The organism is Sphingobacterium athyrii, assembly GCF_003071065.1.
In the GTDB taxonomy this organism is placed as follows: domain Bacteria; phylum Bacteroidota; class Bacteroidia; order Sphingobacteriales; family Sphingobacteriaceae; genus Sphingobacterium; species Sphingobacterium athyrii.
The window spans coordinates 803,639-820,639 of record NZ_QCXX01000003.1 but is presented as its reverse complement, the minus strand read 5'-3'; the positions used below and the strand labels follow the sequence as shown (position 1 = coordinate 820,639).

14 protein-coding genes are annotated in these 17,001 nt (G+C 39.4%); 7 read left to right on the top strand and 7 right to left on the bottom strand.

Annotated features, from left to right (window positions below; all coding sequences use genetic code 11):
* Window positions 1–218: 218 nt before the first annotated feature.
* The 7 genes from DCO56_RS14290 to DCO56_RS14260 all read right to left on the bottom strand — a co-directional run bounded on the left by DCO56_RS14290 (window position 219) and on the right by DCO56_RS14260 (window position 12,239).
* Window positions 219–1,331: a TlpA disulfide reductase family protein gene (locus DCO56_RS14290; protein WP_108634433.1), complete on the bottom strand. Its 1,113-nt coding sequence runs from the start codon at window positions 1,329–1,331 to the stop codon at window positions 219–221.
* A 170-nt stretch (window positions 1,332–1,501) separates the two neighbouring features.
* Window positions 1,502–3,436, bottom strand: coding sequence for a protein-disulfide reductase DsbD domain-containing protein (locus DCO56_RS14285; protein WP_219929394.1), 1,935 nt, complete (start codon window positions 3,434–3,436; stop codon window positions 1,502–1,504).
* 29 nt (window positions 3,437–3,465) lie between these two features.
* Window positions 3,466–4,998, bottom strand: coding sequence for a TlpA disulfide reductase family protein (locus DCO56_RS14280; RefSeq protein WP_108634432.1), 1,533 nt, complete (start codon window positions 4,996–4,998; stop codon window positions 3,466–3,468).
* Between the two features lie 50 nt (window positions 4,999–5,048).
* The gene (locus DCO56_RS14275; protein ID WP_108634431.1) at window positions 5,049–6,530 is read right to left on the bottom strand and encodes a RagB/SusD family nutrient uptake outer membrane protein; all 1,482 of its coding nucleotides are present in this window, start codon (window positions 6,528–6,530) and stop codon (window positions 5,049–5,051) included.
* Between the two features lie 11 nt (window positions 6,531–6,541).
* The gene (locus tag DCO56_RS14270) at window positions 6,542–10,081 is read right to left on the bottom strand and encodes a SusC/RagA family TonB-linked outer membrane protein (RefSeq protein WP_181390553.1); all 3,540 of its coding nucleotides are present in this window, start codon (window positions 10,079–10,081) and stop codon (window positions 6,542–6,544) included.
* 353 nt (window positions 10,082–10,434) lie between these two features.
* A complete protein-coding gene (locus DCO56_RS14265; protein WP_181390552.1) occupies window positions 10,435–11,553 on the bottom strand; it encodes a FecR family protein in 1,119 nt (372 codons plus the stop codon).
* A 104-nt stretch (window positions 11,554–11,657) separates the two neighbouring features.
* Complete coding sequence (locus tag DCO56_RS14260; RefSeq protein ID WP_108634428.1) at window positions 11,658–12,239, bottom strand: RNA polymerase sigma-70 factor; 582 nt, start codon at window positions 12,237–12,239, stop codon at window positions 11,658–11,660.
* Window positions 12,240–12,663: 424 nt separating this feature from the next.
* On the opposite strand from DCO56_RS14260, the gene DCO56_RS14255 reads away from it, so the two are divergent.
* From DCO56_RS14255 to DCO56_RS14225, 7 genes are all read left to right on the top strand, one after another.
* On the top strand, window positions 12,664–12,957 hold the full coding sequence (locus tag DCO56_RS14255; protein WP_108634427.1) for a thioredoxin family protein: 294 nt from the start codon (window positions 12,664–12,666) through the stop codon (window positions 12,955–12,957).
* Between the two features lie 21 nt (window positions 12,958–12,978).
* Window positions 12,979–13,611 carry an FMN-dependent NADH-azoreductase gene (locus DCO56_RS14250; protein WP_108634426.1) on the top strand — a complete coding sequence of 211 codons (633 nt, stop codon included), beginning with the start codon at window positions 12,979–12,981 and terminating at the stop codon, window positions 13,609–13,611.
* 392 nt (window positions 13,612–14,003) lie between these two features.
* Window positions 14,004–14,552: an OsmC family protein gene (locus DCO56_RS14245; protein ID WP_108634425.1), complete on the top strand. Its 549-nt coding sequence runs from the start codon at window positions 14,004–14,006 to the stop codon at window positions 14,550–14,552.
* A 72-nt stretch (window positions 14,553–14,624) separates the two neighbouring features.
* Window positions 14,625–14,918, top strand: coding sequence for a thioredoxin family protein (locus DCO56_RS14240; protein ID WP_181390551.1), 294 nt, complete (start codon window positions 14,625–14,627; stop codon window positions 14,916–14,918).
* A 23-nt stretch (window positions 14,919–14,941) separates the two neighbouring features.
* Window positions 14,942–15,640, top strand: coding sequence for a DsbA family oxidoreductase (locus DCO56_RS14235; RefSeq protein WP_108634423.1), 699 nt, complete (start codon window positions 14,942–14,944; stop codon window positions 15,638–15,640).
* A 48-nt stretch (window positions 15,641–15,688) separates the two neighbouring features.
* Window positions 15,689–16,078, top strand: coding sequence for an OsmC family protein (locus DCO56_RS14230; RefSeq protein ID WP_108634422.1), 390 nt, complete (start codon window positions 15,689–15,691; stop codon window positions 16,076–16,078).
* A gap of 69 nt (window positions 16,079–16,147) precedes the next feature.
* The gene (locus DCO56_RS14225) at window positions 16,148–16,903 is read left to right on the top strand and encodes an SDR family NAD(P)-dependent oxidoreductase (RefSeq protein ID WP_108634421.1); all 756 of its coding nucleotides are present in this window, start codon (window positions 16,148–16,150) and stop codon (window positions 16,901–16,903) included.
* Window positions 16,904–17,001: the final 98 nt, after the last annotated feature.

Below are 17,001 nucleotides of genomic sequence, written 5' to 3'. Positions count from 1 at the left end.
GCTTTACCTACTTCTGTTCTAAATTCTGAAGAAAATAATACGTCGCTCTGATCAATTAGGCTAGAGCTGTTTTTAGTTGGGCTAACTTAGTTTTATCGTTTATCACTTCGCTTTCGCTATGTGCCTGATTCATCGGAAGAGGTGAAAAACGATACATACCTCATTGGCGTTGCTGTTGCATTTATTTTTTTCGAATTCATAGAACTGGTATTAGGGGTTTATTTTATAATCTCATTTAATTTTTTTTCAACTTCCTCCCCATGCAATCCACGCGCTATAATGGTGCCTGCGGGGTCAATCAAAAAATTGTCTGGAATTGGCTGAACGCCATAAAGTTTGGCCACCGGATTTTTTGCTCCTGATAAATCAGACAGATGTACCCAGTTCAGTCCATCCTTTTCAATGGCCTTTCTCCACCAGTCACCTTTATCATCAGATGAAATGCTCACAATCGTAAAATTTTTGTCCTTATATTTCTGGTATGCTTTAACTAAGTAAGGATTTTCAGCACGGCAGGGGGCACACCAGCTTGCCCAAAAATCAAGGAGCACATATTTACCTTTAAAAGAAGAAAGAGAGACGGGTTTGCCTTCGGTATCATTCATTGTAAACAAAGGGGCTGTTTTACCAACAGCTACATTTTTTTTCGCTGCGATTCTCTCGGGTAGGTTGGCTAGCATACTTAGACTCTTTACATCATCATGTAATGCCAAGTAGAGTTTTTCAAACTCTGCCACTGGAAGTTGATCCGGTAACAAATAGACGAACATTCCGCTGGCCAGTAATGTTGGGTGCTCTTTTACGTACTGTTGCCTGAACTTTAGCTGTGCCTGTTCTACACTTTTTGCTGCAGCCTCAGCCTTTTTATATTCCGGTTTCGACTCATCGCCACTTTGTAACTTTGTCCAATATACGTCTCTTTGTCGGTAATATGCATTATCCGCGCTCATTGCTGCGGTATAAGCATCGTTCTGAGGCGCACCGGTCGCTCTAATATTCTCTGGTGAGGAAACATTTCCCCTAAGTTGAATTTTCCCTTCTTCTATGATAAAAGTAAAGAAATTACGGCCACTTTGTTTGCTTCCTATTTGTGCATATGCGAATGCGGTCTTAGGATAGCTGCCTTTTGTAAATACTTTGTCATTCTTTGCTGGTAAGATGATTGTGTCTGTCTTTGGGTTCTCCACTTCCGGTGAATCCGAATGAATAAAGACATATAATGTGTCATTTTTTAAGCCATCGATAGTTCCGCTTATTTCATATGGAAAGTTTTTTTGGGCTTTTACAGCACCAGAAAAAAATGCAAACAGTAGAAAAAGATATGTTTTCATTTAAATAAGATTAGTTGTTTATTTTTTACTATTATTTAATGAATGCGTTTTGTGTTTAATTTCCGTATTAATATCCCAAATATTAAATAGGGAAATTAAGGCCATTATAAATGGCGTTATTTTATTCAGTTTGTGACCGTTAATAATGCTGGTTGTCGACAAAAGTTCGCTTATAAATCGACCTTTATCTCTTTTTCCGCGGGCGGAAAGCAGATGTGTGTATCACAGCACTGATAACCGATTACACAGGTCGCTTCGCCATTACCCGTACCACTGATTTCCTGAGTAAACAGGATCTCGCCGTCATATATGGTGGTACCACTATCACTGAAGTATTTGAAAGACGGTTTTTTTAAGTCACCAACCTTGGTATAGCCAGCAGGAAGATTGATCTTTAGCTCTGTTTTAATATACGGATCAACGTCCGCTACAAACGCGTAAATGTGGTAACCAGGATGAATTTTCACCTTAACCGCAATCTCTTTGCTTTGCCCTCTATTCACAATACCGGCGGCTACACTTACTGCGTTATTGTCATCCGTTTCTGCTGTTTTGATGTTGTTATAGGATACATCAGGTTGCTTTTTTTTATAATTGTTGCCTTCAGCACTTTCATCATACGTGTTCACCATAAAATAAAAGCCGCCGCTTTGCGTAAAGAAGATCCTGCTTTTATTTTTTTCAAACCAGCTTCTCCATTCTTGAACTGTTTTAAAGTCCAATAAAGTGTAACGATCAAGGATACGTTTTGCTTTATCAACATCTTCTCCCTTTTCTAGCAAAGAAATGCATTTCTCTAATAAACGTTTATCCGTATTTGGGATACCCAGACTTTTGGCATCCTGGTCTACAGTAATCACATAGCTAGCATCTTCTGCGTAAAAGTAGTCCTTGTTCTGGTCGTAATATTCCAGGTAGGCCGTTGTATTGGTGCCAAATTTACTGAATAGGTCTTTCTGGCTTTCTTTCAGAAAATCTTCAAAAGACTGCTTAGGTTGTGGTTGGTAACTAAGAGTTTGTTCTTCCCATGTGGTCAGCTTTTCATTTTTAGCTTTCTTTTCTTCTGCTTTCTTTTTATCATCAAGCATTTGCTGGTCAAACTTCAGGTTCATTTCCTTGTTACTCTCATAGGCTTCCCTAGTTGCGAGATATTTTAGTTCTTTCAGATATTCCTTAGTGGCACGTCTGTCGAGGTATTTTCTTGCAATTACACCTTTGTCTTTAAACTTTGAGATATAAACAATTGCATTTGCGAGCACGCTCTGAGCCTCAGGGGTCATATATTCTGGTGAAGCGGCAAAGCCCCAGTGGAAAAAATTGCCATGCCGACCTAGGGCCACGGCATCTAATGTTTTGGCACAGACCCCACTGGAAATAGCTTCGGCATCGGGAGAATCTTCAAAACCCCAGGGCCTTGAAACCATCCCAATTCTAAACCCTTTATCAGAAATATAGCCCTTTGTTTGTACCCGCCACATCGGCAAAGTTTTGGGTGTAGTTTTACCTAAATAATATTCGTAGTGAAATGCATCTTCGGGAGTTGGCTTTGTCTCAATGGTCATTTTAACAGGGAAAGGCCCTTTGAATATTTCATGGTCTTTGCGGAAGCTATGTGCATAAGCATCCAGGCATAGGCAATACCAGTCCAGTTTTAGACCAATGCTACGGCCAAGTTTTTCCCCTGTTTCACCAATAAACACAACCGGTCTGTTAAAGTTTTCTGTCAGATAGGCTGGTGGGACATATTTGGTTATCTTGCCGTTTGTGTCTTTAATGAGTTGCTTTTCTGCAATTGCCTTCGGCGTGCCGTCAATAACGGTAACATCGAACTGGCTGGACATCTCTTGATTATATTCTTTGGCGTCAATTATCTTCACATCTGTAAAGTAATGCTTCAACATGCTTTCAAATGAAGCGGAACGCCTTTGGATGTCTTTTTCTTTATCTTCCGGATTTTTAAATGTGTCATTCTCCCAATTGGCAGAGCCACCAACATACAACACGCGGAGGTTATTTTTTAAAGTACCAGGCTGTTGTGCCTTTAAAGGTGCTATGAGGCCTACTGTTAAAACAAACAGCAGGCACAGAAAAATGTTATTTGTCATTTACTGATAAATTTTAGGTGTAACAATACCTATTTACGGTTGAGCAATAAACTGATCATTAATTCCAGGTCATCCTCGTTGTTCCCGTCTGTTCTGAAGTGGGAGAAAATCAATCGGCCTTCTTTATCAATAAGGAAATTCACAGGGGCTGCACCACCGTTATTCAGGTTTCCTTTTACCCTGCCTTCTACGTCTTCCAGGGGAGTAAAACTGTATCCGCTGCCTTTTAAAAACGGAAGGACATACTCATTCTGACTGGAAACAATATTGATTCCCAGGTATTCCAGGTCCTGGCCTTTAAACCTTTTGACCACACTTTCGAAATGCGGGAACTCACCACGACAAGGACCGCAGCCCGGGAACCAGTAAGTCAACAATACCACCTTACCCTTATAATCAGCCAGGGAAGCTGTACCTGGGCTCGTGTAGCGTTTTAAATTAGTAAATGGAGTGGCTATTTGCGCTCTGGAATCCAGTTTTGCCCAAATTTCGGCATCGACCTGACTGTCATTTTTTCCAAGTTTGCTGGCATAACCAGCTATCGCGGTTTTCAATGCAACAGACGGCGCTTTTGTAAAAGTCACGATCAAACTATCGTATGCCGCAATGGTGTTGCCAGCTATGTCATTTGCCTGCGCTTTTAGCAATACGAAATCAGTTTTGAACGATGAGTGTTTTGATAATTTTAGCTGATTTAGAAGGGCCAAAGCTTCAGCACCCTTTTTTTGATCCATCAGAGTTTTTGCTTTAACCACTATTTGTGCCTGTAATAGCAGGCCGGACCATTCCTTTCGTTCCTGTTTTTCCTTTTTTTCCATTTTCTGTGCTAGTTCCACCGCTTTTTGTGGATCCTTGGAAAGTAGAATATCGTAGTAGGATGACATCCCACTAGCTGACCAGTTAAATTTTTCAGGTGCATAGCTGTCATGCAGGAGTTCAAAATATTTCAGCTTGTCAGCCACCTTTTTGGACCGTTCGGCGAGCCAGAATAGTGCTTGCGCGCCACGCTCATGATCAGGAAAACGTTTAGCTACATCCAGGCTCAACTGTTTCCATTTTTCTTCATCAACACCCTTAAAGGTATTGGCGTAATAAAAGGCATATTTCGGGTCGGAAGGATCTGCAGCCGTCGCTTTGGCCAGGTATTCCTGAGCTAATGTGAATTCACCCGAGCGATCTGCGTCCTCCGATAAGCCATTCCAGGCATCTGCAAACTTAGGATCAATTGCTATCGCCTTCAACAGGTAAGGTTTGGCCTTAGGGCTCTCTTCATTGAGATAAGCCTCCGCAATTGAATAAGGAACCACCACGGATTTTGGATATTTCTTTATCCAGTTGGCGTATTGCTTTTCCAGTTCCGGATTTTCTGTCCCCATTGCCTTGATGTAGGCCTCATGTACTTTTGGGCTGTCGATCCTTGCTTCTACAGCAGCTTTAAGTTTGGCCAGCTGGTTTTTATCGGTAATCAGTTCACTTCTGCGCTGTGCCTGACTATTGAAGGTGGTGAAGAACAGTACCAATAACATTAGTATGGCCGTTAGGTTTATTTTTTTCAAATTCATCGTGCAGATATTAAGGGTTTATTTGAAGATCTTACTTAATTTATTTGTATCTAATAGGCGTTTTGTTCAAGCTGCCCTTTGCTGGTGTTGATATCTAGATTGTTAATCGGTACGAGGTATCGTTTGGCATCCAGCGTATAGGTTTTTGGCGAATTCACATCGACACCAGTTAGACTTGCTTTGAAGAAATTACGCGTAACATTAATGTTATCCGGCGCATAATCATTAACACTGAACCGGCGTATATCATACCATCGCATTGAAAAGGGCATCTCCCTTCTTCTTTCTTCCAGTACTTTTGTTATGGCATCTTCTTTAGCGGTAGCGGTTAACGGAACATAATGCCCCGTAGTCATACGTTTCTTCCGCAACTGATTTAACGGATCCATCGCAGTAAGGTCTCCTTTGCGGGCCAATGCCTCTGCCTTGTTCAATAACACCTCCGCAACAGTAAGCCCCTCAGGGAGGTATTGCCCGTCATAAAACATAGTATATCGAAAAGCAGCAGGATCACTTACAGACATTCTTAACCCACCATTCTTAATCATGAATTTTTTATACCGCAAATCATTTTGCGTGTCATATAGTGCAAGCAGCTTTGCGCTGGGGATAAACCATTGGTATGGATTGGTAACATATCTGGTGTAATACGATTCTTGCCAATACAAGTATTTTGAACCATTATAAGATTTCCAATCGTTAAGGACTGTGTAATTTAAGGTGATGGTTGAATTATTAACGGAATAAGTGGCAGAGTTACCTTGCGCCAATGAATTGTAATCCACTAATGAACGGCTTGATGTAGTCAATGCCTTGTTGGCCTCAGCAAGGCTCTTATCATAGTCACCCGTAAACAGATAGAAACGGCTCAAAAAGGCGGAAATGGTTTTCTGACTGCTACGCCAAGGTAGGAGAGGGTCTACATCGTCTGGCGCTGTCTTTTGCGCTTCAGCAACATCCGATAAAATAAAATCATAAGTTTCCTTTAATGTAGCACGTTTTCCGGACTCCAGGAAGTCTACAGTCTTTTTTAAAGGTAACCCTAAACTACCTAGGTTTTCCGGACTATAAGGAGCGCAATAATAATTAACAAGCACCCAATTTGAATATGCCCTGATAAAATGGGCATCTGCCTTAACCCGGCGGCGTATGGCGTCATCGCCCTTCACCTTGTCAATGTTCTCCAAAATTAGGTTTGCTGTAAATATCTTTTCATACTCTCCAGACCAGAGCTGGTCCGGGTTCTGATTTGCGACTCCTTCAATACCAAAAACATAGTATTGAAGCTGATCGGCACCAAATACGCTGGGATTTTTTGAATATAGTTCTTTGGTAATTTCACAATCATCAGTAGAGTATGCGGCTGTACAGTTAGGTTCAGCAGCAAATGTTCCTGCATTATTGATTAAAGCCTCCATCTGATCTACAGTTTGTAGACTGCTTTGTTTTGAAGGTTCTTCAGACAGGTATTTTTTACATCCTATCATTGCGATCAACCCGACAATTAAAAATGAGTATTGTAGTAATTTCATAATGTTAGCTATTAAAATTGAAGGTTTAAACCAAGCGTATAAGTTTGTAGTGGGCGGTTAGTGCCAGGGAGCCATTCCGGATTGTATCCTTTACTGTTGGCTTTCCAGATTAAGCCAGGATTTCGGGTCTGTGCAAAAACCTTAATATTACTTACCTGTATTGCTTTGGCCAACCTTGCCAACGTATAACCCAAGGTAATTTCCTTACATTCAATATAAGAGGAGCTTTCTACCAGCCCACTTAAAAATGGGGTATAACGGTCCCAAAAATATAGCCGGGTTTCATTTGGCTTTGCAAAGCCAGGAATAATACTACTGCCTGCAAATACATCACTGACAAACCTGTTTACAGAAGTTTTACCATTACCCACTAATCCGTTTGAATAAGCAAAAGTAGGATTACGGTAAACGCCTCCAAATTTCCCGTTAAATATAACTGCAAGTGAAAAATCGCCTACTTGAATATTATTCATCCAACCTAACGTATGCGGCGGTATAGCAGTTCCCTCATAGTTATTTTCATTAAGATAGGCGCCCAGTGTATAATATATCAGCTGCGGATCGTTAAAGGAATAAGCATCTCCATTTGGTCCAACCAACTGTGGCATCCCATTCTCCATTCCCTTGTAGGTAAGTGAATAAATTGAATTTACCGGTTTGCCTTCCACAAAGATCCCATCCAGGTAATCTACAGTGTAAAGCCCAGGATTGTATAAACTGGTAATCCTGTTATGGTTATAAGCATAGGTCAGTGAAGTAGAATATCTAACCGGTGTATGTGGAATCACAAAGTTTGCCCCTAATGTCAATTCAATACCTCTGTTGGTAATTCCGGCATTATTAAATTTTTGGGCTGTGGTTCCGGTGTAGGATGGTAGAGCAACATCCCCAATAATGCCTTCACCCACCTTGTTATATAGGTCTAGCGAACCAAAAATTTTATTTTTTAACAAATTAAAATCAATGCCCAGGTTTGTAGTAGCTGTTTTTTCCCATCGTAAATTAGGATTGCCATAGCTGGAAATGGTTGCTGTTATGGTTCCTGTGTTTATATTGGGACTTGTACCAACATTCAATAGAGCTTTAGTAGAGGTCGATTTTTCTACGTTCCCATTTTTTCCGTAAGTTAATCTTAACTCCAGGCGATCGATGGGATCGGCGTTCTCCAGAAATTTCTCTTTTTTCACATTCCATTTCGCGCCGACAGACCATAACGGCGACCAGCGTAATTTAGGATCATCGGTGATGAAATTTGATGCATCACTTCTAACACTTCCGCTTACAGTGTATTTGTTATCATAGGTATAAGAAGCATTTCCATAAAATGAAACGTACTTGTCACTTCCCCATCCAAATGTTGTGTTTCCACCTGGGATAGTAGTCCAAAAGGTGCCTCCAAGGAAATCTGAAAGCGGATTAGCCGAACTACCATAACCATACGGAGGCACGGTAGATTGAAGCTTATCAGGGAAATAACCGTATACATGAGGATTCGCTCTGGTAGTTGTCGTATATTTAGATAACTCCATACCGGCAATCAATGAAATGCTGTGCTTTTCCCCAAAACTTTTGTCAAAATTTAATTGGTTCCTGATCAGGAAGCTTTCAAGATCCGAATTACTAACGTCACTGGGCCGGCCATCGATGGTAAAAGTCCTTGGTTTTAAAATCCCACCTTTGGGAACATAGGAAATTCCAGTTTGCTTGGTCCCATTATCGTATTCGGTCATTTTATTGACCAGGTCTCTGACGTAAAAGGTACTCTCATCATAGTAATCTTTATAATCAATTTTCGATCTTTCGTACTGGAATTTCGAATCAAAAGTCAGGTTTTTAGAGATTTTGAGATTAAAACCGGTCTGAAACCTGGCCGCCAGATTTTCATTGTTTAGGTTTCTGCCTCTTACTTCCTGCAGAAGATTATAAGACCAATCAGAATAAGGGAAAATACCAGCAGGAATGGTACCTAATAATTGTCTATTATAGTCGTTTAAATTGACACCATAGCTGCCATCGGGGTTTAATAAAACTTCATAAGGTGACAAGCCTTGCATCTCCTGCAGTGTTGCTCCACTTGTTTGTTGCTTTTTATACTGAAGATTGAGCGCTACATTAAAACTGAGGAAGTTGGTTAATTTAAAATCATTGTTGAAATTCATATTGAACTTATTGTAGTCATTTCCTTTAAAGGCGGCCTTGTCTCTTTCATACATTAAAGAGGCATAAGTTTTTGAGCGATCGGTACCGGTTTGGATGTTTACATTATATTGGCTCAAAATTGCCCTTTGCATAAGCAGATCTTGAATTTGAGATCTATTATTTACCTTACTCAATCTGTCTAACCCCGCATTCATCATTTTCTCGTCTATCTGGCCAAGTTTATTTGCATACAGCAGTTCTTGAGCTAATGTCAATGAATTTACCACATCATAATAAAATGATCCAGTATAAGGGTATAATGTCCAGTTATTGTCAAAAGCTTTACGCTCATAGGCAACATGATCTGCTGAATTTGCCTGGGTAAGGACTTGGTTGAGATCTACCTTGTTCGATATTCTTGTAAATGCGCTTGCATCTACTTTTAAGTTGGAATTTGCTTTTAACCTTTTAGTCGTAATTACAATTACCCCATTTGCAGAGCGGGCTCCCCAGATAGATGCAGCAGCAGCATCTTTCAGTACAGTTACTGATTCCACGTCGTTCGGGTTGATATCCGAAAAATTATTGCTTGAAATCGGGAATCCATCTACCACAATTAAGGGTTTTGAATCTGCATATAACGATGTACTGCCCCTGATCTGAAAATCTACACTCCCATCCTCATTCTCCTTGCCTTGCATTCCTGCTACCAGTCCCTGTAGTGCAGAAGATAAATTGGAAACGGGACGATTATCTAACGTTGCCCGATTAACCTGACTAAACGCCCCAGTAGCACGTTCTTTGGAAATGTTTTGATAACCGGTACTCACTACCACTACTTCCTGCAGATCAGCAGAGGAGGGTTCAAGTTTGATTTGCCTTATCTCTTTTTTAGCTTCAATCACTTTAGTCTTAAACCCCATAAAACTAATTTCCAAAAGCGTGTTTTCATCAATGTCGGAAAGTAAGAACTCACCTTTACTATTAGTGATCGTGGCTTTATGAGAACCTTTTACTTTGATAGATGCACCAGCTAAGGGCGTCCCCTTATCATCAGTGACCACTCCGCTAACATCAATCTCGAGCGATTGCTCTTTAGCCCTTACCAAAATTTTAGGTTCTTTCTTTCTAATGGAAATCATTTTCCCCTCAATTTCGTAAGTCAGTTGTAAACCGGTTAGAGCAGCTTCAATAGCTTGTTTGATGTTAGCATTCGTTACTTTGATATGGATTTTTTGATCCATAGTGATAACTTTTGTACCATAATAATAATCATAACCGCTTTGCTTTCGGATTTCTTTCAGAACGGATTCAAGAGAAACGTTATTTTTATTAATCGTAATTTTTTGGGCAAAAGTCGCGGCACTGACCTGAAATAGGGATGCTATTAATATAACGGTAATTAATCGCATAATTAGAAATGTTTTATGATACAGCGTTTTAGCCATACCAAGTTTCCTTGTATAATTTTTGTACATTTGTTTAATTCGGTAAGCAGTTTGCCCCGGTCGTCGAAAACTATAGGCTTACTGCGATTTCAGTTAATTTTAATTGGTCCGAAGTTCAACCAGAGGTGTTCAACACTTCTGGTTTGATTATAAAATCAACTCTCCTGTCGTAGATGTCTTTTCATTTTTCTTTTCTTTAGTGGTTAGTTATTTAATGTTAGTTAGGGGAACTGATTTATATCAGTCAGCTTTTGTTTTGAATTGCCTATTTATTATGTGGTCGCGATAATTGCATTGATTGTTAGGTAGTAGGTCATTTACTTGCTGACATACACGGTTTTTCCTTCAATTTTAAAATGGACGTCTCCTGATTTCTCAATCAGTCTCAAAACTGCCGAAAGCTTATTTTTTCTGGAGATGTAGCCTGTAGATTTCAGATTCATTGGAACCGAAGAGTCATAAACGACATCCACATTATACCATCTTGCTATCTTGCGCATTGCGTTTTGTAAGCTTACATTATTAAGGTAGAAGTCACCTTGCTTCCAGTCAATAATTTCCTCCACATCCACTGTTTTTACAGAAATTTTGCTGGCTGAGGCAAGCGCCTGTTCATTGGGCCTGATAATTTGTTCACGTCCGTTAGCATTTATTTTTACAGAGCCCTCAAGTAAAGTTGTCGCAACACCTGCCTCCTCGGGGTAACTATTGACGTTAAAATGGGTTCCTAAAACTTCGATGGTCTGTCCTTTGCTCTCCACTAGGAATGGATGAGCTTTATCTTTGGAAATTTCAAAATACCCCTCACCGGTCAAAGAGACCCGCCTGTTTTCCGAGTTTGCGAAACTGGTTGGATAAGTTAATGAGGATGCCGCATTTAAAAATACGAGGGAACCATCCGGCAAACGTAATCGCGTATGTTCTCCACGTGTTGTTGATAAGGTATTATATTCTAATTTTCCTGTTTGGTTATCTGATATTTCATAGATGATTTCCCCATCTGCAGTTTTTGAAATCTTAACACCAGACTGTTCAGTTAGATTTCCAGCTGAGACATTGTTTATTCGTATTTTCTGTCCATTTGCCAGCTGCAAGGTGGCGCCCTCGCCACCGGGGTCGACGTCACCAGCCGTTACGCGCCCTGCTCCATTTGTATTGATTTGATTGGTCACATAAAATAAACCTGTTCCCAAAAAGATGGCAGTAACTGCCGCAGCAATTGCCACGCGTGGCCAAAGTCTGACAGCCTTCTTCACTTCAGGTGATGGAAGTGTTAAAAGCAGTTGCTTATAACGTCGGTCAAAGTCGATAGGTATGTCAGTCTGTTGTTGTTCTGATAGACTATTATACCAGGTTTCCACAAGTGCCTGTTCTTCGGCTGTAGTTTCACCATTTAAATATCTGTCCAGTATTTCTTTTGCAATTTGATTTTTCATAGCGGGAAGGGAGCTTTTTAATCCCTCTTTAAAGCTATGACGCATAGGTAAGGCTTTGGTGGTATACGGATTTAAAAAAAAATTTACAGAGATTTAATATTCCTTTAAAATAAAGTTAGCAGCAAAACATTTAGCTTAACTTTAAGCATCCTTAGTACTTTGTTTATTTGTTTTTTAACTGTTTCTTCAGAGATATTTAAAGCTTCGGCAACCTGTTTATGTGACAGGCCATGGTTACGGCTCAATTCAAACACCTCGCGTTGTCTCGGTGGCAGTTTCGACACTTCTTTTTCCAGCTGAGCGCTCAGTTCATTGAATCTAACCTGATTATCGGTTACAAAGTCCCCATGTTCAGCCAGATTTACAAGCGAATCTAGGTAACTCTCATGAATTTTCGTATGTCTGATCCTGCTGATGATCCGGTTACGTACCGCTGTGTATAAATAAGATTTTATCGAAGCATTGATTTCCAACTGGTCATGTTTGATCCAGAGCGTAATAAAAATGTCTTGAACCACATCGACAGCCTCATCTTCGTCCTTCAATAAGTTGACGGCATGTTGTAACAATACTGCCCAGTAGCGAGCAAAGATCTGCGTAAAGGCACCATGATCTCCATAACGAATCAATTTTACTAGTTCTGTATCAGAAAGCTCCGAATATCTGTGTTCCCCCGAACTCATCATTTTATTGTTTTTTCTATATACTAATAAGGAACGTTTTGATAAAGTTAATAATTTCTAACGGCATTGTTTTGTGTTGGTTCAAAAATGTACCATATTCCTTATCAAAAATGCAATTTTTAGAGGATAAATACGATGACTCTTTTTTCTAATAAAGCACGTTTAATGATCCATATGAAAGCCCTGAGTTTGTGTTGGTAGAGATATTGCATCCTATTAAGATACTATTAATTATGTTCATTAGTTTAGCCCGTTGAATGAATTATCAGTTCATTCTTTTGATACTTTATCACTCTTTTGTTAGGTGTTAATGCTATCCAAAATAAATGAAATGGCATCAGCATAACAATAAGTACCACTTGTTTTCAGTTTTGTCCATTTTCTTGGAGCTCCTCAGGCAATATCTTTGTACTATAAATTATAAAATATGGATTTAGCAAACAAAATAGAGTCGGAGCAATTGACAATGGTTAATTTTCATGCGACCTGGTGTCCTCCATGTGTGGCCATGAAGCCGAACTTAGATGAAGTAGTTGCGGAATTTGATGACGTTATTCATTATGAACGTGTGGATATTGATAAATATCCGGATTTGGCAACACTATTCGAGATCAGAAGCGTACCTACGACTATGCTTTTCAAAAAAGGAGAAATGAAATGGAGGCATTCGGGTATCGTACCATCTCATGAACTTGGTAAGTTAGTAAAAGAGAATCTTTAATATTAAATAGAAAGAACAGAGATGAAAAGACTACTGCACATTATCAGCTCCCCTAGAAAGGAGAAATCAAAATCAGGAGCAATAGCGCATGAATTTTTGGAACAGTATAAACTGTTGAATCCGGATGCTATCATTGATGAACTGAATCTTTGGGATCTTGATATACCTACATTTGATGGAGACAAAGCTGCCGCTAAGATGACATTTTTTGGAGACGGAACTTTAAATGAGACATTAAAGAGTTCATGGGATAAAGTCGTGGAGGTCACGGAGCGGTTTTCCTCGGCAGATGAATACCTGATCACTGTTCCGATGTGGAATGGTGGCATTCCTTGGGTATTGAAACACTATATTGATACCATTTCACAACCTGGCCTGACCTTTGGCTTTGGAGCAGAAGGATACTTTCCATTATTGAAAGATAAGAAGGCTTGCGTTGTTTATACTTCTGGCGTGTATGGTGCTGGAGTACCGATCGAACTTGGTCTTGATTTCCAGTCCACCTATTTCAATTGGTGGCTTGGACTTGTTGGCATTACTGACATTCATTCGATTAAATTTTTAGGAAATCTAGTGAATCCGGGGGCGGAAAAAGAGTTTTCAAATGCGCTTGAATCGGCTAGTCGTATTGCAAAAGATTTTTTTGCAAAGTAGATAATTTACGGGGGGTATTATGCTATTTCGAGGAATTTCAGTTATTACATAAGATTTTTCGAAGGTGTCAAGTGCGGTATTTATCCTGTTCTCATCAGGAGTAAAATCATGTCATTTTAAAATAGCAAAAGACCTCATGAAAGAGGGAGAAGTTTTCCATAATTGGGAAACTTCTTTTCTTTATAAGTCATAGCCAACCAATGACTTATTTTTTATTCGACTGGTTTCATTCGATATGCACTCAACTTTCACCAAGAAATTTGACGAGGAAATTTAATTATCTAAAAAAGGTTGAAATCGGATCAAATAGTGCTATTTGTTTTCAGTTTTGTCCATTTTCTTGAAGCTTTCTACTGGGTAACTTTGTAGTACAAAATTTAAAACAATTGGTTATGTTAAACAATGTAAATTTAGAAGCATTAGGAAATTATGTAGAGGTAATTACTAACAAACCTGCAGAAGCAATTGCAGCATTAGGTATAACAGCAACCTGGAAAGGTGGTGTGAATACTGAAATTACTACCCACAGTAAAAAGATAGGAAGCGCTTTTGTTGAAAAACAATTCAAATATCAGATCGGAGAGCCCGCAGAATTGTTGGGAGATAATCTAAATCCTAATCCTCAGGATTACATTTTAGGCGGTTTAGCCGGATGTATGATGGTCGGTTTTGTGGTAGGGGCAACCAGTAAAGGAATCAAGCTTGACAGTGTGAATCTTACCATAGTAGGAAATCTTGATCTAAGAGGATTTTTAGAAGTTGACCCGAATGTTTCGGTTGGTTTTGAAGAGCTTCAGTTCAATTTTGAAGTTACCGGTAGCGGAACTGAGGAAGAGTATGCAGCGATTGCAGAACATGTACGTAAAGTATCACCGGGATACAGAACAATTGCAGAACCCGTAAAAATTAGTATCAATAAGAGCTTAAATGCTGTGATCTAATTTACTGCAAAACAACAGCAACACTCTTTACTGGGAATGTTGCTGTTGTTCTCAACTTTAAATTATCAAAAAATGAATTTAGCTAACAAAATAGAATCTGATCAACTGACAATGATCAATTTCCACGCCTCCTGCTGTGGTCCATGTATCGCTATGAAACCACATCTGGATCAGACCATTGCAAATTATGGCGAGGCGATTCACTACGAACGGGTCGATATCGATCAGAACCCGGGTTTAGCAGAAATATTCGAGATTAGAGGTGTACCTACAACGATGCTCTTTAAAAAAGGTCAACTGAAATGGAGACATTCCGGTGTACTGTCATCTCAGCAGCTTACAGAAATCGTCAATGAGAATCTCTAAATAACTTTAAAAATAACAAGACAATGAAAATACAGGTATGGTCGGACATCATGTGTCCATTTTGCTACATCGCTAAGAAAAATTTTGAGCAAGCGTTAATAGATTCTTCCTTCAAAGACCAAGTGGAAGTGGAATGGAAAAGTTTCCAGCTGGATCCTTCATTAAAGGAAAACTCTGGTAATATGAAAATCAGCGAGTATATGATGAACCGTAAAGGCTTTTCGAAAATGCAACTTGATCAGTTTCTGAGCCAATTAAAAGAAATGGGAAAAAACGCCGGCGTAACTTTTAATTACGATCAGGTGATTGCTGCGGATACTTTCCCTGCGCATAAGTTATTGCATCTGGCAAAAGAAAATGGTAAAGCAGATGCGATGGAAGAAGCCTTGTTTGAAGCTCATTTTGTGAACGGAAAGAACATTGCAGACGTAGATTTTTTGGTTTCCCTTGCTGAAGGTTTAGGCTTAGATCCGGCAGAGGCCAGAAAAGTATTGGCTGATGATGCGTATGATTATGAAGTAAAACAGGACATCATGGAGGCACAAAATATGGGAATCACAGGTGTGCCCTATTACGTTCTTGATGGCAAATACGCCGTTTCGGGAGCGCAGCCTGTTGAACTTTTTGCAAAAGCCCTTGCTCAGACCTACCAGGAAAGCGTTGTCGATCTGTCAAAGGAATCCGGGGATAATATGTGCGGAATTGATGGATGTAGCATCTAATTTCAACATCAAAGTAGTATTAATAACAAAATAAATAGTATACAAAAAATGTCAAAAATAATAGAAACTACCTATGAAGGTGGATATAATTCAAGTACAAAATCACCATTAAACAGTGAAGCCGTAAAAGCTAATATGAAATTTAGTCCCGTTGACTTACTCATGAGTTCGTATGCAAGCTGTATGCTAGCCACCGTTGATTTTTATGCCAGAAAAAAAGATTTTGAGGTCAATGGATCAAGAAGCGAGTTATCTTATGAAATGTCAGCAGAAGGAGGACAAGTAGGAACGATCAATGTTAAGTTGTTCTTTGATAAAGACGACTATACAGCAGAACAAAAGGAGTGGATGGAAAATTCAGCAAAGAATTTATGTCATGTGGGGAACAGTCTAAATCCTGCAATTATAAAAAATTATGAATTTACTTACGGAGCTTAATCCGAAGGTAAAACCGCTCAAAATAAATTTAAACTATTTCCATACTGGAAATAAATAAAAAATATAAAAATGGAACAAGCATTAATCGTCGGTGGTTCAACCGGAATAGGTAAAGCAACAGCAGAATTACTAATTGGAAGAGGTGTTGAAGTGGCACTGGTAGGAAGAAGTGTTGATAGTTTAAATAAAGCTAAAGCAGAGCTGGAAGCAAAGGGTGGTCATATTAAGGTTTACTCCGTAGATTTATCTGATATGAAGGCTGTCGCTGATTTCAATAATAACCTTAAACAAGAACTGCCTAATCTAAAATATTTAGTCAATAGCGCAGGACATTTTACGCCAATTGCATTTTTAGATCATAATGAGAAAGATTACGACAGTTACCAAACATATACCAAAGCTTTCTTTTTTATTACACAGGCAGCAGCCTTAATTATGAAAGAAAATAAAGGCGGATCTATCGTTAATATAGGAGCAGCATTGATGCATCATGCACTTAAAGCGGGACCGGCATCAGCCTATATGGTTGGAAAAGCTGGATTGGTAGCGCTTACGAAACAACTGGCTATAGAATTAGCTGAATATAACATCAGAGTAAATTCTGTCAATCCAGGATTTGTGGTTACACCGATCTTCAAGACCTTTATGCCAGAAGACAAAATTGCGGAGAATCTTGCTGCATTTGATGCATATCATCCACTGGGAGGTGTTGGTCAACCGGAAGATGTTGCTAAGACAATTGACTTTTTACTTTCAGACCAAACAAGTTGGGTAACAGGAGCAACTTGGACTGTTGACGGTGGATTACTAGCAGGACAAAACTAAATTTCAGAACATTTCATCTGGACCATATAAAAGGCGGTTGTACAAGAATGTACAACTGCCTTTTTAATCTAGTAAATCAGACAATTTTTTTGTTTACT